Origin of the sequence: Qipengyuania gelatinilytica, from assembly GCF_019711315.1 — a bacterium.
Taxonomy (GTDB): Bacteria; Pseudomonadota; Alphaproteobacteria; order Sphingomonadales; family Sphingomonadaceae; genus Qipengyuania; species Qipengyuania gelatinilytica.
This window is the reverse complement of record NZ_CP081294.1, coordinates 1,947,018-1,964,143: the sequence shown is the minus strand read 5'-3', so window position 1 is coordinate 1,964,143 and position 17,126 is coordinate 1,947,018. Positions and strand designations below refer to the sequence as shown.

The following is a 17,126-nucleotide window of genomic DNA, read 5'->3' as shown; positions in this document are numbered from 1 at the left end:
GTGTTTGTGCGGCGCGATAGGGTGTCCGGCACGCTCTGGCCACCCCAGCGCACGGCTCGCCCCGGACGATGGAAATTTTTTGCACTCCCACCCGTTGACTCCGGGAAGGCGCATCAACATATCCGCGCCACTGGCACTCTCACCCCGGGAGTGCCAACGAACATTCAAACCCAGTAGAAAGGTCATCACTATGGCATTTCGTCCGTTGCACGACCGTGTGCTCGTGCGCCGCATTGAAGCAGAAGAAAAGACCGCCGGCGGGATCATCATTCCCGACAGCGCCAAGGAAAAGCCCAGCGAAGGCGAAGTCGTCGCTGTCGGTTCGGGCGCGAAGGCCGAAGACGGCACCGTCACCCCGCTCGACGTGAAGGCTGGCGACCGCGTATTGTTCGGCAAGTGGTCGGGCACCGAGATCAAGCTCGACGGCGAAGACCTGCTGATCATGAAGGAAAGCGACATCATGGGGATCATGGGCTGAGCCCGACCCGCATAACGCTTCCAATCACTCAATAGAATTCCAGGAGAAACACACATGGCAGCCAAGGACGTAAAGTTCGGCCGCGACGCGCGCGAAGGCATTCTGCGCGGCGTCGACACCCTCGCCAATGCCGTCAAGGTCACGCTCGGGCCCAAGGGCCGCAACGTCGTGATCGACAAGAGCTTCGGCGCACCCCGCATCACCAAGGACGGCGTTTCCGTCGCCAAGGAAATCGAACTCAAGGACAAGTTCGAGAACATGGGCGCGCAGATGCTCAAGGAAGTCGCTTCGAAGTCGAACGACGCCGCCGGTGACGGCACCACCACCGCAACCGTTCTTGCCCAGTCGATCGTGACCGAAGGCATGAAGTCGGTCGCAGCGGGCATGAACCCGATGGACCTCAAGCGCGGCATCGACCTCGCTGTCGAGAAGGTCGTCGCAGACCTCGCCGGCCGTTCGAAGGAAGTGTCGGGCAGCGAAGAAATCGCACAGGTCGGCATCATCTCGGCCAATGGCGACCGTGAAGTCGGCGAAAAGATCGCCGAAGCCATGGAAAAGGTCGGCAAGGAAGGCGTGATCACCGTCGACGAGAGCAAGGGTCTCGAATTCGAGCTCGAAACCGTCGAAGGCATGCAGTTCGACCGCGGCTACCTGTCGCCCTACTTCATCACCAACCCGGAAAAGATGACGGTCGAACTCGAAAACCCGTACATCCTGATCCACGAGAAGAAGCTCTCGAACCTGCAGGCGATGCTCCCGGTTCTCGAAGCGGCTGTCCAGTCGGGCCGTCCGCTGCTGATCATCGCGGAAGACATCGAAGGCGAAGCGCTGGCGACCCTCGTGGTCAACAAGCTGCGCGGCGGCCTCAAGGTTGCAGCGGTCAAGGCACCGGGCTTCGGCGATCGCCGCAAGGCTATGCTGCAGGACATCGCGATCCTCACTAAGGGCGAGATGATCAGCGAAGACCTCGGCATCAAGCTGGAAAACGTCACGCTGGGCATGCTCGGTGAAGCCAAGCGCGTCACGATCGACAAGGACAACACGACCATCGTCGACGGTGCCGGCTCGGAAGACGACATCAAGGCCCGCGTTTCGGAAATCCGTACGCAGATCGACAACACCTCGAGCGACTACGACCGCGAAAAGCTGCAGGAACGCCTTGCCAAGCTTGCTGGCGGCGTGGCCGTCATCAAGGTCGGCGGTGCGACCGAAGTCGAAGTGAAGGAACGCAAGGACCGCGTCGACGACGCGCTGCACGCAACCCGCGCAGCCGTTGAAGAAGGCATTGTCCCGGGCGGCGGTACGGCGCTCCTTTACGCCTCCAAGGCTCTCGACGGCCTGACCGGCGGCAACGACGACCAGACCCGCGGCATCGACATCGTCCGCCGCTCACTGACCGCTCCGGTCCGCCAGATCGCTGCGAACGCCGGCCACGACGGTGCGGTTGTTTCGGGCAAGCTGTTCGACAGCAATGACGAAACGCTCGGCTTCAACGCCGCAACCGACACCTACGAGAACCTCGTAGCTGCCGGCGTCATCGACCCGACCAAGGTCGTCCGCACCGCGCTGCAGAACGCCGCTTCGGTCGCCGGCCTGCTGATCACGACGGAAGCTGCCGTCGTCGACAAGCCGGAAGACAAGGGCGCCGCGCCTGCAATGCCCGATATGGGCGGCATGGGCGGTATGGGCGGCATGGGCTTCTAAGCTCGCGCCAACCAGCCGACAGGCTACACAGAAAGAGGCCCGGCGGGAGCGATCCTGCCGGGCCTTTTCTTTGCGTTCGCGCGAGCGGGTCAGCCGCCCTTACGGCTATCCTCGGCAGCACGGACCACTTCGTAAGGCCAGGTGACCTGCGTCTGTGTCTGCGGGTTGAAGAGATTGCCTTCGTACTGGGCCGCTTCCGCCGCAGCGATCTCCTCCGCGGTCAGGTACTCGCTCGGCTCGAGTGCGAAGACATCGAGGCCGCGCGCAATCTCGGTCGCGTAGATGCGGCCGTTGTACCAGTAGGCCGACCAGTAGCCGCCAGTGACCAGCTGGTCCTTGTCGACCGGGCCGCGGTCGAAATAGGCGATCTCGAACGGGTTCGCGGCATCGGTAAAGTCGATCACCGAGATGCCGCCCTGGTACCAGGCCTGCACGAAGATATCGCGGCCAGGCACCGGGATGATCGAACCGTTGTGCGCGACGCAGTTTTCCTTGTCGCCCTGCGGTGCGGGCAGCTTGTACATGCCGCGATAGGTCAGCTTGCCATCCTCGATCGCGTAGAATGCATCCGCGCCCCAGTTCTTCGGGTCGCCGGCCTGGCAACGCGGACGGCCGCCCCCGCCCCATTCGTCGGTAAACAGCACCTTGGTGCCGTCATTGTTGAAGGTGGCCGAGTGCCAGTAGGCGAAGCCCTTGTCGGTTACGTCGTCGATACGCACCGGCTTCATCGGGTCGGTGATGTCGAGGATGATGCCATTGCCCGAACACGCACCCGCGGCGAGGTTTTTCGCCGGGAATACCGTGATGTCGTGACACTGGTTCGTGACATATGTGCTCTGCGTGCCTTCGCCATGGTCGCCGCCACGCCACAGGCCGGCGATCTGGTCGCCGGTGGCAAAGACGCGCGGACTGTCAACGACGCGCGCAGCTGCCGGATTGGCGACCGGGATCTCGACCACGTCGATGCTGAATAGCGCAGTCTCGTCACCGGCAGTATCGAAACAGCCTTCCAGCTCCTCGTTGTCGCGCACATAGCTGGTGCCCGAATTGTAGACGATGATCGTCTCGTCATCCGCGCTTACGATCGAGTGCGTGTGGCTGCCGCGACAGGTCTGGACGAGGCCGACCTGCTTGGGACGAGTAATATCGGAGATGTCGAAGATGCGCAGGCCGCGGAAGCGTTCCTCGTTGACGCGTCCGGCAACGCCCTGGAGGCCGCAATCGATACGTGCGCGGCTGTCCTGCACGCTCATCACCAGCAGGTCGCCCACGATCGAGACGTCGCCCTGCCCGCCCGGGCAGACCGTGCTCGATACGAGCTGCGGTACGCCATCCTCGCCGAGGCGATAGGCGTTGAAGCCGTGGTAGCTGCCCGCCACCATGAGGTCGCCCGAGAAGGCGATATCGGTGTTGGCGAAGCTGAGCAGAGACCCGCGCTGGCCGAAGCGCGGCTTTTCTTCCTCTTCATCCTCGTTGGAAGTGTCTTTCTTCTTTTCCTCGCCCTCTTCTTCGTCCTTCTCGATCCGCGGCTGAAGCTGTGCGGGGTTGGCAGGGTCGAAGAAGCCGGTCGGCTTGGGCTGCGAGACGACGAGGCGCAGGTTCGAGATCGCTTCCTCGGCATCGCGGAAACCGGCAGCCAGCGTGGCGCGCGGGTCCTGCGACAGCTCTGCAAGGACGCTGTTCATCCGGTCGATCTCGGCCTGCTGGTCGCTGACCACCTCGTTGGTAAACTCGAACATCACCGGCTCGTAGGCACTGCCCGGCGAGCGATGCAGTTCGCGCACCATGTCGAGCGCCCCCTGGTGGTGCGCGATCATCAGCTGGAGGAATAGTTCGTCGAAGGCCGTGCCGTTGGCAGCGGCAAGCGCAGCCATCTGCTCCTTGCTCGCCATGCCCTTCATCGCGCCATGGCCCTCGTGGCCCATATGCATCGAGTGCGGCATTTCGACCTGTTCGCCGCGCGCCTCGAGCCATTCACGCATGAATTTCATCTCGTCCTTCTGGCCTGCCTCGATCCGATCGGCGGTCTTCAGGATCGCGTCGTTATTAGTGCGGGCCTTCACCAGCCGGGCCATTTCGACGGCCTGCTGGTGATGGACGATCATGCCCTGCATGAAGTTTACGTCGGCGGGCGAATAGCGCGTATCCGAAAGCGCGATGGCCTCGGCCTCGCCAATGACGCGAGGAGCCTCGCCCGGAGCGCCGGGAAGGACGATCGGAACTTCCTGCGCGATCGCGGCAGTAGAGGTCGAGATAAGCAGGCCCGCAGCGATTGCGCGCATCGAATGTGTCATGTTTTGAGTCCCCAAGAATTTGCAGCGTGATTGAGAATGTCGCGGTTCGTCAAGGTCAAGCACCTGTTCTGCGAACGACATGAGCGCAGGGACTAACCGGAAGCGAACTTGCCTTTTCGCGGACCGAGATAGCCGAACAGGTATGCACCCACCTTGCGCATCTGGATTTCCTCTGCCCCTTCGGTGATCCGGTAGCGGCGATGGTGGCGATAGATATGTTCGAAGGGTTTGTGCCGCGAATAGCCGATGCCGCCGTGCACCTGCATCGCGCGGTCGGCCGCTTCGCACACCAGCCGGTTCGCCCAGTAATTGCACATGGAGACCTTGTCGGAGATCGTCTTCTCGATCTCCTCATGCGGCATGTTGTCCATTTCCCAGGCTGTCTTGTAGATCAGCAGGCGCAGCATCTCGCACTGGGTGGCGAGCTCGACCAGCGGGAACTGGATGGCCTGGTTGCGGGCAAGTTCCTCGCCGAACGGCTTGCGCTCGCGAGCATAGCGCACGCTTTCCTCGACACAGAACTGCGCTGCGCCGAGCGAACTTGCAGCCTGCCGGATGCGGTTCTGGTGCACGAAGCTCTGCGCCAGCGCGAGGCCGAGGCCCTCGCGCCCAAGCATCGCGCTTTCGGGCACCCACACATCCTTCACCGAGAGGCGGGGATGATCGGTGGGCATGTTGAAGGTCCACATCCACTCCTCGATCTCCAGCCCCTCGGTCGGGTTGGGGACGAGCAGGCAGGTGATCCCGCGCGCATCGCCCGCGTCTCCCGACGTGCGGCAGAACATGGCGCAGTGCGTGGCGACATGCATGCCGGTGATCCACATCTTCTCGCCATTGATCAGCCAGCCGTCGACACCGTCGCGCGTTTCGCGCACCGCTGTAGTCTCCATGTGGGTGGCATCGGAGCCGTGGTTCGCTTCGGTCAGGCCGAAAGCGACGCGGCGCGTTCCCTCGAACCCGCCAAGGATGAACTCCTGCTTCTGCTCCTCGGTGCCCCATTGCTCGAACATGGCGACGAAGGGGAAATTGCCGACGATCGAATGTTCGTTCTGGAGATCGTTGTGGAGGCCCAGCCCGCGCTGCGCGAACCGGTCGCGGATCACCGCCATCCAGAGGTTCGAGCCATCCTTGCCGCCGTATTTCTTCGGCGCGGAGAAACGCCAGTGGCCCGCCTTGTCTGCCCCCTTGCGTGCCTGCCGCAGCAGGTCCTCCCACTCGTGATTGGGCAGGCCTCCACGCTCCCAGTCGGTCCGCGCATTTTCGCGGCGATGGTCAAAGAAGCGGATATTGTCGTCCCTGGCGACCAGCGGCTCGATCTCGGCCTCGATGAAGGAGACGAGTTCGGCGTAATAGTCTTCGAGGTCCTGCGGGATGGTGAAGTCCATCAGCTTTCCTCCTTCGGAATGGTCCATTTATCGAGCGCGACCTGCAGCGAGGAATACTTGGGCGAGTCGACTGTGATTTTTTCAAGCGCCGCCTGCCGGAGCCTGCCGATGACGCCGCGCTGGTCGAGCCGCTTTTCGCCCGCCATTATGTCCTGCGCCATTCGTTCGTTTGCGTGGAGATGCGGAAGGTAGCGGTCGTCCCTGATGGCAATCCCCAAAGCATTTCGAGCGACTGCGAGCTGGAACCTGTCATGTCCTTCGACGCGATCCTTCATGCTTGAGAGCCACTCCGAAATCGCAATGAGAATTTCCTCCATCGACGCGTCACCAATGTCCTCGTCCGGTCGCGGCTGCGCCTCCCAGCGCTGTTGCCTCTTGCAGTCTTCGGGAGCATCTTCTTCGAGAAGCAAGAGCAGGTCCACCTCCTGCTCGCTGGTCCGGCGCGAGATCACCACCCGCTCCAGCATCCGATCCTGTCCGTCGCGCCAGACCCTTGCATTCTTCAGGCAGCCAAGCGCCCACCAGACGGTGCGGTAGATGGTCCAGAAGCGGAAGCGCGACGGATCGACCTTTCGACCGCCCGCCGCTTCGTAGGCGGCGAAATAGTCCTCCAGCGACCCCAGCCCCAGCGCCGGCCTATCATAGGCCCCGAACCGCCAGACGGGCATGCAACCGAAAGCGAGGTCTTCGTGAGGATCGCCCAAATGGGCCAGCTCCCAGTCGAGCACGCCGGTAAGATGGCTGTCCTCGCACAGGATATTGCCCAGCCGATAGTCGCCGTGGTTGAGCACCGGATCGACCGGCTCCGGCAGATTGTCCATCAGCCAGCGCAGCCCAAGCGCGATGATCGGACGGTCGCCGCCCGCCTCCTCGAATTGCTCGCGAAGCTTCGCCACGCCCTCTGCATAATCGAGCGTCGGGACATCGCCGGGCAGGTCGGCAGGGGAAATCGCATGGATGCGGGCCAGATCTCGCGCTGCTTCGCCAAGAAGCTGGTCGGGCGACTCCATCGCAAGGATGGCGCGCGGGTCGGGTGTCCCGGGAAGCGCACGCATGACGAAGCCGCTGCCGATCCCGTCGGCCTTTTTCAGTTCCACGATAACCTCGGGTGCGGTGACGCCTGCGCGTCGCGCCACGCGGATCGCCTCGGCTTCGGTATCATGCCCGAATGGTCGGTCGTCGAGGAAGGCGAGGCTGGGTGCACGCCGCAACACGAAGGCGGCTCCTCCCGTTTCGAATCGCCAGCTCTCCATGGTTGCCCCGCCGGTCAGGCGGACGAGGTTTTCGGGCGCGCCCAGAGACACGCGGCCAAGGGCGCGTTCCAATCCGTCGTGCAGGCGGCTCGCGCCGTCGCTCTCTCCCATGGAAACACCCTGCCCGAGGCTTTCCGCGCGAGCAAGAGCCGGACCTCTCGGGCGCTTCGAACGTTGGTCTTGCAAGAACACGGAATAGAACAAGGAGACCCTTCATGAAGCTGCCGCACAAGGCCCACGTTGCCATCGTCGATGGCGAGCATTTCACCGTTATGCAGAACAGCGGCCAGCCCTTCGAGCCCAAGCTCGGCGGCGCGCAGAAGCCCGATCTCACCGCCACCAATTTCAGTGCCGGAGTGAAGCACCAGGACGATATCGGTCAGCGGCACGGATCCACCGATTTGAACGAACTGGCCCATGGCGCGGCGGCCGCCGAATGGCTCAACGCCAAGGCGATTGCGGGCGAAATTACCGATGTGCTGGTGATCGCCGATCCCAAGACACTCGGCGAGATGCGCCGCCACTACCATTCGGAGCTCGAAAAGCGTCTGGTTGGCGAAATCGACAAGACCGTGACCGGCGAGACTACATCGCAGATCGAAAAGGTGATTGCTTCGGCCTGACAGCCCTTAAGAAATTTCATTGCGCTAAAAGCATCGGGCGCGGGCGAGACACAATTTGTCGCGTCCGCGCTTGCGCATGATTCCGCAATCGCGTTAATGTTTGAACAACCATGAATTTGGTATGTGAGGGGCATGCGGATGAAGTCGATCGGAACATTGCTTGCAGCAGGCGCCATGGCGCTTGGCCTGCCGGGCGCGGCCCATGCACAGGCGCAGCAGTCGACATACCAGTCGCAATTCGACAGCCTTCTTGGCACCGAGATGCGTGCCCCGCAGGATTTCGATGCGGTTTACGACAACGAACTCGAAGAGCGCATCGCGCAGCTCGCCGAGGGTTCGCGCGGCCGCATCGGCGTTTATGCGCTCGATCTCACCAGCGGTCTCGAAATCGACGTCCTGGCCGACCAGCGTTTTCCGATGGCCAGCACCAGCAAGGTCGCGATTGCGGCGGTTTACCTGGCCGGTGTCGATGCAGGAAAATGGACGCTGACCAGCGAATGGCGCCTCCCGCGTCGCGGCGGGGCCTATCTGACCGCTCGCGAACATATCGACCTGATGATCAGCAAAAGCTGCAATGCCTGCACCGATGCGATCCTCAATGCAGTTGGCGGACCGGCCGTCGTCAATAAATGGATGCGTGATGCCGGGATCGAAGACTTCACGCTCACGCGCGATATCGCGACCCTGATCCGCGAAGACGGACGTGTCGACCCCGCATCCAGCGTCGACACAAGGGACAGCGCAACGCCCCGCGCCATGGGCAAGCTGCTCGCCGGCATCTACCAGGGCAAGTGGCTCAGCGCGTCCTCGCGCGCCGTGATCATGGACGCCATGCGCGCCACCACCACCGGCAAGAAGCGCATGCGCTCGGCACTGCCCGTCAGTGCGGGCCTGGCGCACAAGACCGGGACCCTCAGCCGGACTGCCAGCGACATCGGCATTTTCCATACGCCCGATGGCCGGGCCATCGCCGTGGCAATCTATGTCACGGGCCAGAGCCCCTCGATGGCCGTCGAGAACGGCAATCGCGGACGCAAGCTCGAGGCTCGCCAGATGCGCGATGCGCGGATTTCGACGATCACCGAAGCGCTCTATCGCGGCTTCACGCGGCCCGAGGACAATCGCCGAGTATGGGCCGACGCCGACTACGGCGGCTAAGAATTTCTCCCGGGTCGCACATCGGCGGCAGGCAAAGGAAAAGGGCGGCACCTCGCGGTGCCGCCCTTTGCTTTTTCGAAACGGTAGACCGTTGCGAAGCTAGCTGAATTAGTCAGCCTGTGCTTCTGCTTCGGTTTCGCCCTGGACCGAAGCTTCAACTTCAGCAGCAGCATCGTCAGCTTCAGCCGAGACTTCGTCACCAGCAGCTTCGACTTCAGCAGCAGCTTCGTCCATGTTGGTTTCAGCGTCAGCCATAGCTTCTTCAGCGGTTGCTTCAGCAGCGTCGCCGGTCGATTCCGAGCAAGCGGCGAGCGAGAGAGCGGCTGCCGAAGCGGCGGCGACGAGTGCGATCTTGCGCATAATGATAATCCTTAAACAGCGAGTTCTTGATGCGAAGGGAAAGTCTGGCTGTCCCCCCGCGCAAGGTCCGACAATTGGGCCTTACAGTGTCTAAATAGTGGCGGGATTGTGGCCTAGCAAGCGAATTCGCGACATTTTGCCATTATCTTGCCTCATTTCGCCGCAATTCCGCCATTTTTCAGCCCAACAAATTTAGAGCCCTTTCTGCTCCCCAAGGCCGCGACTCGCTGCTAACCCCACTGGCGATGGCCGATAAGAAGCACCTCTACCTCGTCGATGGCTCCGCCTATATTTTCAGGGCGTACCACCGCCTGCCGCCGCTGACCGATCCGGAAGGCACACCGGTCGGCGCGGTTTACGGGTACACCACCATGCTGTGGAAGCTGGCCGACGATCTCGACAAGGCCGACGGTCCGACCCATCTGGCCGTGGTACTCGACAAGTCGAGCAAGTCGTTCCGCAACGAAATCTACGACCAGTACAAGGCGAATCGCCCCGATCCGCCCGAGGACCTCGTGCCGCAGTTCCCCCTCATCCGCGATGCTACGCGCGCCTTCAGCCTGCCCTGCATCGAAGAGCCGGATGTCGAAGCGGACGACATGATCGCCTCTTATGCCCGCGCGGCACAGGCGGAAGGCTGGGATGTGACGATCGTGTCCTCCGACAAGGACCTGATGCAGCTCGTTGGCGAAGAGAACGGCGCGCGTATCGATATGCTCGACACGATGAAGAATGCGCGCATCTATATCGAGGAAGTCGAAGAGAAATTCGGTGTCCGGCCCGAGAAGGTCGGCGACGTGCTCGCGCTGATGGGCGATTCGGTCGACAACATCCCGGGCATCTTCGGGGTCGGCCCCAAGACCGCCAGCAAGCTGATAGCAGAGCATGGCGACCTCACCTCCGCGCTCGATGCCGCCGAGGACATGAAGAAGAGCAAGCTGAAGGAACGGCTGATCGAGCATCGCGCAGATGCCGAGCTGAGCCGCATCCTCGTAACGCTGAAAGAGGATTGCGGGCTTCCCGTCCCGCTCGAGGACATGAAGCTCGACGGCGTGCCGAGCGAGCCCCTTGCCGCGTTCCTAGAAAAGCACGGCTTCACCAGCCTGCGCCGACGTCTTGATGCGGGCACGGGCAGCCCCACGCGGGCCAACGATCTCAATCCTGCGAAACAGGAAACCAAGAGTGCCGAGGCAAGCAGCGAAGGCAACAGCCAGCCGCTTCCAGAGATGCCTGCGATCGACCGCGCAAAATATGAATGCGTCCAGTCGATGGACCGGCTGACGGAGTGGGTCGAACGAGCACAGGCGGCGCGCCTCGTCGCGGTCGATACAGAGACCGACAGCCTCGATTCCATCAAGGCTCGCCTCGTCGGGGTAAGCCTCGCGCTGGGCCCCAACGATGCTTGCTACATCCCGCTCGCCCATGGCGGCAGCGACATGTTTGCCGAAAAGCCGGAACAGGTGGACAAGGCCGAAGCGCTCGCTGCGCTGAAACCGCTGCTCGAGGACGAGGCGGTCCTCAAGGTTTTCCAGAACGGCAAATACGATCTCAACGTGCTTTCCGGCGAAGGGATCGCCGTTGCACCGATCGACGACACGATGATCATCAGCTTCGCACTCGACGCAGGGCGCGGTGAGGCAGGGATCGGCGGCGGACACGGAATGGACGAACTGGCGCAGCGCCATCTCGGCCATGTGTGCCTGAGCTACAAAGAAGTCTGCGGCACCGGCAAGAAGGCCATCCCCTTCGGCGAAGTCACGCTCGACAAGGCAACCGAATATGCCGCCGAGGATGCCGACGTGACCTGGCGCCTCCACGCCCATCTCAAGCCACGCCTCGCGATCGAGGGCGGCACTAAGATCTACCAGCGTGTCGATCGTCCGCTCGTCCCCGTCGTTGCGGGCATGGAGCGCGAGGGCATCAAGGTCGATCGCACGCGGCTTGCAAAACTGTCGGAGGAATTCGCCACCGAGACTTCGCGGCTGGAAAAGGAAATCCACGAAATCGCCGGTCAGGAATTCACCGTCGGCAGCCCGAAACAGCTCGGCGAGATCCTGTTCGACAAGATGGGATACAAGGGCGGCAAGAAGGGCAAGAGCGGCCAGTATTCGACCGACCAGTCGGTTCTCGAGCGGCTTTCCGGCGACGGCGCGGAGATTGCCGACAAGGTGCTCGAATGGCGCCAGCTGGCCAAGCTCAAGTCGACTTACACCGATGCGCTACAGGAAGCGATCAACCCCAAGACGGGACGCGTGCATACCAGCTACAGCCTGGTCGGTGCGCAGACCGGGCGCTTGTCCTCGACCGACCCGAACCTGCAGAACATCCCGATCCGGACCGAGATCGGCCGCCAGATCCGCGATGCCTTCGTGGCCGAGGAACGCAACGTTCTGCTGGCCGCCGACTATTCGCAGATCGAGCTGCGGCTGGCTGCGCACATGGCCGATGTCGCCCCGCTCAAGGAGGCGTTCGAGCATGGCGAGGACATTCATTCACGCACGGCGACCGAGATGTTCGGCGAGGTCAATCGCGATACCCGCGCCCGCGCCAAGACGATCAATTTCGCCATCCTCTACGGCATCTCGCGCTGGGGCCTTGCCGGTCGCCTCGGCGTCGAACCCGACGAAGCGCAGGAGATGATCGACACCTATTTCAAGCGTTTCCCGGGCATCCAGAAGTACATCCTCCACACGCTCGAGAGCGTGCGCGAGAAGGGCTATTCGGAAACGCTCTTCGGCCGCAAGACGTGGTTCCCGCGGATCAACTCGAAGAATCAGGCCGAGCGGCAGGGCAGCGAACGTGCGGCGATAAACGCGCCGATCCAGGGCACCAGCGCCGATATCATCAAGCGCGCCATGGTGCGCATGGTCCCGGCGCTGCGCGAGGCAGGTCTCGACAAGGTCCGCATGCTGCTGCAGGTGCACGACGAACTTGTGTTTGAATTGCCCGAGGGCGACGTCGCGAAGGCATCGGAAGTGATCGAGCGTGTAATGGCCGGCGCCGCGATGCCAGCCGTCGAACTCTCGGTCCCGCTCGGCGTGGAAATCGGCACGGGCAAGAGCTGGGGAGCAGCGCATTAAGATGGTCCTGAATCGCCTCCGCCTGCCCATGCGCTGGCCCAATGCGGTGCTGTTGCTGCTGATCGGCGGCGCGATGCTGGGGCTGATCTACCTGGTCTACCAGACTGTGGAGGCGGAACGTGCCGAGCGTGAGCAGGCGCAGCTAACCTCCGATATCCTCGAGGAATTGCAGCGTGTGCACACCGCTGCGCTCAATGGCGAAACAGGCCAGCGCGGATATCTGATCACTCTTGATCGCCGCTACCTTCGGCCATACCAGGAAGGCGAGGAGCAGATCGACCCGGCCCTGCGCCGTATGCGCGAACTGCTCGGCGACAACGCAACGACACGACAGGAAGAGCTGCTCGACGAGATCGACGCGCTGTCCCGCGCCAAGTTCGACGAGCTGGAAAGCTCGGTCATCCTGCTCGAGGACGGACGCCTGCTGGACGCGCGGCGCGCAATCCTGACCGACGAGGGGCAGGAAACGATGGAACGCCTGCGCCGTGCGCTGGCGGAAATGGAAGAGATCGAGCGGCGGATCCTTTCCCAGCAGGCGGAGGAGACGGCGCGTATCGAAGGCCGGGTCCTGCCGCTTCTCGGCGGCCTCATCATCCTGCTGCTGGTAGCGATTTTCCTGGGCTCGCGACTTGTAACCCGCGCTGCGAAAGCCGAGGTGGAAGCAGCCCAGGCGGGTGCCCTTGGCGAAGCTCGCGACCGCGCCGACCTGCTTGCCCGCGAACTCAATCACCGGGTGAAGAACCTCTTCGCCGTAGTGCTGGCGATCGTGCAGATGAGTGCGCGCGACAAGCCCGAAGCCAAGCCCGTAACCGATGCCATCGCCCAGCGTATTCGCGCCCTGCTCACCGCGCATGAGGTCAGCCAGGGCGAACTCGACCGCGAGCTGGCCTCGCTCGAGGCCCTGGTCGATACGTCGCTGGCGCCTTACCGCTCCTCCAAGCAGACCGCGACCATCGATGGTCCCGAAGTGCTGCTGCCGGCCAAACGGATAACGCCGCTTGGCCTAGTACTCCACGAACTCACCACCAATGCGGTGAAATATGGAGCATGGGCGACCGGCGGCACGATCGACGTCAGCTGGACCCGTGCCAATGACGTCGTCACCCTCGTCTGGCGCGAGAGCGGTGTAAATCTCGACGAGGAACCGGAACGCAAGGGCTTCGGCAGCCTCCTGATGGAAAGCGCCGCCCGCCAGTTCGGCGGCAGCGTGAAGCGCGACTTCACAGGCGATGGACTGGTGGTGACCATCACGCTTCCGGAAAGCGACCCTGCGAGCCTTGCCACCACCGCTGCGGCTTCATAGACAAGCGGTCGCATGCTGGACCGCTACGACCCGCGCAATTGGCCCATCTCCTATGACGGCCTGATCCACACGCTGATCACGCTCGGCGCGGCACTTGTCGTGGTGTTCCTGTTCCACTGGGTGGCCTTCGCGGTTCTGCGCCGCCTGGTACGCACATCGAGCAGCCAGCTGGACGATGTCGTCGTCGAGAAGGTGCGCAAGCCGGTTCGCTGGGCGCTGTTCGCCTTTGCGGTCTCCATCGCGGCGGAATACGATGCGCTGGTAGGCAGTGGCTGGGATAGGCTGGCCGATTTCCTGATTCCCGCAGCACTGGGCTGGGTCGCCTTTGCCTTGGTCAAAGGCCTTGCTGTTGGCTACGAACGCCAGCTCGAAGTCACAGGCGAGGAAGTTTCAACCCGCGGCTATCGCACCCGGATCGCGATCCTGTCGCGCACGGCCCGCGTGGCGATCATCATCATCACGATTTCGCTGATCATGTTCAATATTCCCGGTGTGCGCGATGTCGGGACCACGATGCTGGCTTCGGCCGGTCTTGCCGCCCTTGCGGTCGGTGCAGCCGCGCAGCCTGCGCTCAAGTCGTTGATCGCCGGGCTCCAGATGGCGCTGACCCAGCCCCTGCGGATCGGCGACCTCGTCAAGGTCGATGGCCAGGCGGGACGGGTCGAGGAAGTGCGCATGAGCTTCGTCACCGTGCGCACCTGGGACGAGCGCGTATTGGTCGTGCCCACCAGCCGTTTTCTGGATCAAAGCTTCGAGAACTGGTCGCGGGTCAGCGAAAAATTGACCGGTCCGGTCATGCTGCATCTCGATCCGATCGCCGAGATCGAACCGATCCGCGAAGAATTCGAGCGGTTCGTGAAAGCCCATTCGCTTTGGGACGGCCGCAATCTCGCGCTGTTGATGACCGAAGCCTATCCCGAGAGTATCGAGCTGCGCCTATCGATGAGTTCGGAAACCATCGGCGACCTGTTCACCCTGCGCTGCGATGTTCGCGAACACATGCTGGCGTGGCTGCGCCAGAGCCAGCCCGACGCGCTGATCCGCCACCGCCTCGAAGTGGAGGCGGCGAACCAGCGGGCGTCGGGCGGTTAGGCTTTCTCTGACCCGTGCTTTGCGTCGCGGGTCGATTCCACCATGCCTTCGTGAATGAAGCCGATCGGATGAACCTCGGCGGCGCGCTTCTTCAGCTCACCGCGCATCTTCTTGTATTCGGCTTCCATCTTGCTGGTCACCGTCGCACGGCTGTCCTTGAGCGCTTCGGTGAAGTCGGCGGCGGTTACTTCCTGCACGTCGCCGCCTGCACGCTGTAGCGCGTTGAGGCCGGCCCGGCGCACCACATCCTCGAGGTCCGCACCGGTGAACCGGGCGGTCTCGCTCGCCACCGCGGCGAGACTGACATCCTCTGCCAGAGGCATGTTCTTCGTGTGAATGCCGAGGATCTGCTCGCGCCCGGGCTCGTCGGGCGTACCGACATAGACCAGTTCATCGAACCGGCCCGGCCGCAGCAAGGCGGGGTCGACCAGCGTGGGACGGTTGGTCGCTCCGATCACGACGACCGATTGCAATTCTTCGAGACCGTCCATTTCGGCCAGGATCGTGTTCACGACTCGTCCGGTCACCTGTGGTTCGCCCTGCCCGCTGCCGCGCGCCGGGACGAGGCTGTCGATCTCGTCGATGAAGATGACGCAAGGTGCGACTGCGCGAGCGCGCTTGAACATGCGCGCGATCTGCTGCTCGCTTTCACCATACCATTTCGACAGGAGGTCGGAGCTCTTCATCGAAATGAAATTGGCCTTCGCTTCCTTGGCAACGGCCTTGGCCAGCAACGTCTTGCCGGTGCCGGGAGGGCCATAGAGCAGGAATCCCTTGGCCGCCCTGATCCCAAGCCGGTGGAAGGCATCGGGGTTCTTCATCGGAAGCTCGATACCCTCCTTCAGCTTTTCGATCGCATCGCCGACGCCGCCGATATTGTCCCAACCGACATTCGGCATCTGCACCATGACTTCGCGCATCGCGCTCGGCTGGACACGCTTCAGGGCGGAAAGGAAATCCTCGCGGGTGACGCAAAGCTCGTCGAGCACTTCGGGCGGGATCGTCCGCTCGTCGAGGTCGATCTTGGGCATGATGCGGCGGACGGCATCGATGGCCGCCTCGCGTGCGAGAGCCGCAATATCGGCACCGACGAAACCATAGGTCGCCTTGGCCAGTTCGGTCAGGTCGACCTTGTCGCCCAGCGGCATGCCGCGGGTATGGATGCCGAGGATTTCACGGCGACCCTTCTCGTCGGGAACGCCGATGACGATCTCGCGATCGAAACGGCCCGGCCTGCGCAGGGCTTCGTCGATGGCGTCGGGTCGATTGGTCGCCGCGATGACCACGAGGTTGGAGCGCGCCTCAAGCCCGTCCATGAGCGTGAGCAATTGCGCCACAAGGCGCTTTTCCGCCTCACCCGGCACCTTGTCGCGTTTCGGTGCGATGGAATCGATCTCGTCGATGAAGACAATCGCGGGCGCCGACCTCGTAGCCTCTTCGAAGACTTCGCGCAGGCGCTTTTCGCTTTCGCCATATCCCGAACCCATGATTTCGGGTCCGTTGATGGTGAAGAAATTGGCGTCGCTCTCATTCGCGACAGCCTGCGCGAGGCGTGTCTTGCCAGTACCCGGCGGGCCATGCAGCAGGACGCCCTTGGGCGGGTCCACCCCGAGACGGGTGAACAGTTCGGGGTAGCGCAGCGGGAGCTCGACCATCTCGCGAAGCTGCTGGATGGTGTCGTCGATACCGCCGACATCGTCGTAATTGACCACGGCGCGAGCATCGCGCGGCGCTTCGAATTCGGCGCGCAGCTCGACCTCGGTATCCTCGTCGATATGGACGATGCCCTTGGGCGTGGTCGAAACGACGGAAAGGCGGATCTGCGTCAGCGCATAGGCGGGCGAATTGAACATGCGGCGCACTTCGGGCGGCATGTTCTGCACCGGTTGCTGGCCCGTCGTCGCAACAAGGTCGCCGGCGGTCAGCGGCTTGCGGAAGAAGTTGCGTTTGAGCGCCTGCGCCGGACCTTGCAGCCGCATCTCGCGCTGCGCAGGAGCGAAAACGACGCGGGTTGCGGGGCGCGATTGGGCGGCCGTCACATGCACATGCTCGCCAGAGCCGACCTCGGCATTGCCGCGCTGGAGACCGTCGAGGCGGATCACATCGAGTGACTGGTCTTCGTCGTAGGCGGCCATGGCGATCGCCACAGTGGCGCGCTTGCCGGTGATTTCGACCGTGTCGCCTTCGGTAATGCCGAGCGCCTGGAAAGCGGATCGCGGCATACGGGCGATGCCCTGCCCACTTTCTTCCTGGCGTGCCGCCGCGACCTGCAGCCTTACCGTTCTCTCGTCTGCCGCCGTCGCAGTGTCAGCATCGGCCATATGGGCAAGCTCCCTTGTAGTTCTTCAATTCGCTGGCTCCCAATTGGGGGCGCATTCAGAAACTACAATGAGGGA

General features: G+C 62.9%; 12 protein-coding genes. 7 read left to right on the top strand and 5 right to left on the bottom strand.

Translation table 11 applies throughout. The annotated features are described in order from the left end of the window. The first annotated feature begins 190 nt into the window (after positions 1–190). Both groES and groL read left to right on the top strand, forming a co-directional pair. On the top strand, positions 191–478 hold the full coding sequence (gene groES / locus K3136_RS09860; protein ID WP_221430144.1) for a co-chaperone GroES: 288 nt from the start codon (positions 191–193) through the stop codon (positions 476–478). A gap of 54 nt (positions 479–532) precedes the next feature. Next, positions 533–2,182 (top strand): chaperonin GroEL, encoded by a 1,650-nt coding sequence (gene groL / locus K3136_RS09855; protein WP_221430143.1) that lies wholly within the window; start codon positions 533–535, stop codon positions 2,180–2,182. A gap of 89 nt (positions 2,183–2,271) precedes the next feature. Here the strand turns inward: groL and K3136_RS09850 are convergent, their stop codons facing one another. The 3 genes from K3136_RS09850 to K3136_RS09840 form a co-directional block, all read right to left on the bottom strand. Beyond that, positions 2,272–4,476, bottom strand: coding sequence for a DUF305 domain-containing protein (locus K3136_RS09850; RefSeq protein ID WP_221430142.1), 2,205 nt, complete (start codon positions 4,474–4,476; stop codon positions 2,272–2,274). A 92-nt stretch (positions 4,477–4,568) separates the two neighbouring features. Beyond that, positions 4,569–5,861, bottom strand: coding sequence for an acyl-CoA dehydrogenase family protein (locus K3136_RS09845; RefSeq protein WP_221432291.1), 1,293 nt, complete (start codon positions 5,859–5,861; stop codon positions 4,569–4,571). Continuing rightward, a complete protein-coding gene (locus K3136_RS09840; protein WP_221430141.1) occupies positions 5,861–7,225 on the bottom strand; it encodes a phosphotransferase in 1,365 nt (454 codons plus the stop codon). Before K3136_RS09840 ends, K3136_RS09845 begins: the two co-directional genes overlap by 1 nt. A gap of 104 nt (positions 7,226–7,329) precedes the next feature. On the opposite strand from K3136_RS09840, the gene K3136_RS09835 reads away from it, so the two are divergent. Next, on the top strand, positions 7,330–7,737 hold the full coding sequence (locus tag K3136_RS09835) for a baeRF12 domain-containing protein (protein ID WP_221430140.1): 408 nt from the start codon (positions 7,330–7,332) through the stop codon (positions 7,735–7,737). A gap of 132 nt (positions 7,738–7,869) precedes the next feature. Then, positions 7,870–8,895: a serine hydrolase gene (locus K3136_RS09830; protein ID WP_221430139.1), complete on the top strand. Its 1,026-nt coding sequence runs from the start codon at positions 7,870–7,872 to the stop codon at positions 8,893–8,895. A gap of 108 nt (positions 8,896–9,003) precedes the next feature. Here K3136_RS09830 and K3136_RS09825 read toward each other — a convergent pair whose 3' ends face one another. After that, positions 9,004–9,255 carry a hypothetical protein gene (locus K3136_RS09825; RefSeq protein WP_221430138.1) on the bottom strand — a complete coding sequence of 84 codons (252 nt, stop codon included), beginning with the start codon at positions 9,253–9,255 and terminating at the stop codon, positions 9,004–9,006. A gap of 245 nt (positions 9,256–9,500) precedes the next feature. On the opposite strand from K3136_RS09825, the gene polA reads away from it, so the two are divergent. The 3 genes from polA to K3136_RS09810 are packed head-to-tail and all read left to right on the top strand — an operon-like array spanning position 9,501 to position 14,730. Beyond that, positions 9,501–12,335, top strand: a complete 2,835-nt coding sequence (gene polA / locus K3136_RS09820; protein ID WP_221430137.1) for a DNA polymerase I — start codon at positions 9,501–9,503, stop codon at positions 12,333–12,335. A gap of 1 nt (position 12,336) precedes the next feature. Continuing rightward, positions 12,337–13,638 (top strand): sensor histidine kinase, encoded by a 1,302-nt coding sequence (locus K3136_RS09815; protein WP_221430136.1) that lies wholly within the window; start codon positions 12,337–12,339, stop codon positions 13,636–13,638. Between the two features lie 12 nt (positions 13,639–13,650). Next, positions 13,651–14,730, top strand: coding sequence for a mechanosensitive ion channel family protein (locus K3136_RS09810; RefSeq protein WP_221430135.1), 1,080 nt, complete (start codon positions 13,651–13,653; stop codon positions 14,728–14,730). Here the strand turns inward: K3136_RS09810 and K3136_RS09805 are convergent. Next, complete coding sequence (locus tag K3136_RS09805; protein ID WP_221430134.1) at positions 14,727–17,051, bottom strand: CDC48 family AAA ATPase; 2,325 nt, start codon at positions 17,049–17,051, stop codon at positions 14,727–14,729. The two genes, K3136_RS09810 and K3136_RS09805, sit on opposite strands and share 4 nt — an antisense overlap. Positions 17,052–17,126 lie beyond the last annotated feature (75 nt).

Excerpts from the sequence above, each read along its gene's own strand:
- K3136_RS09840 (WP_221430141.1), bottom strand. The coding sequence starts at position 7,225 with ATGGGAGAGAGCGACGGCGCGAGCCGCCTGCACGACGGATTGGAACGC.
- K3136_RS09845 (WP_221432291.1), bottom strand. The coding sequence starts at position 5,861 with ATGGACTTCACCATCCCGCAGGACCTCGAAGACTATTACGCCGAACTC.
- K3136_RS09805 (WP_221430134.1), bottom strand. The coding sequence starts at position 17,051 with ATGGCCGATGCTGACACTGCGACGGCGGCAGACGAGAGAACGGTAAGG.
- K3136_RS09815 (WP_221430136.1), top strand. The coding sequence starts at position 12,337 with ATGGTCCTGAATCGCCTCCGCCTGCCCATGCGCTGGCCCAATGCGGTG.
- groES (WP_221430144.1), top strand. The coding sequence starts at position 191 with ATGGCATTTCGTCCGTTGCACGACCGTGTGCTCGTGCGCCGCATTGAA.
- polA (WP_221430137.1), top strand. The coding sequence starts at position 9,501 with ATGGCCGATAAGAAGCACCTCTACCTCGTCGATGGCTCCGCCTATATT.
- K3136_RS09850 (WP_221430142.1), bottom strand. The coding sequence starts at position 4,476 with ATGACACATTCGATGCGCGCAATCGCTGCGGGCCTGCTTATCTCGACC.
- groL (WP_221430143.1), top strand. The coding sequence starts at position 533 with ATGGCAGCCAAGGACGTAAAGTTCGGCCGCGACGCGCGCGAAGGCATT.
- K3136_RS09830 (WP_221430139.1), top strand. The coding sequence starts at position 7,870 with ATGCGGATGAAGTCGATCGGAACATTGCTTGCAGCAGGCGCCATGGCG.
- K3136_RS09835 (WP_221430140.1), top strand. The coding sequence starts at position 7,330 with ATGAAGCTGCCGCACAAGGCCCACGTTGCCATCGTCGATGGCGAGCAT.
- K3136_RS09810 (WP_221430135.1), top strand. The coding sequence starts at position 13,651 with ATGCTGGACCGCTACGACCCGCGCAATTGGCCCATCTCCTATGACGGC.
- K3136_RS09825 (WP_221430138.1), bottom strand. The coding sequence starts at position 9,255 with ATGCGCAAGATCGCACTCGTCGCCGCCGCTTCGGCAGCCGCTCTCTCG.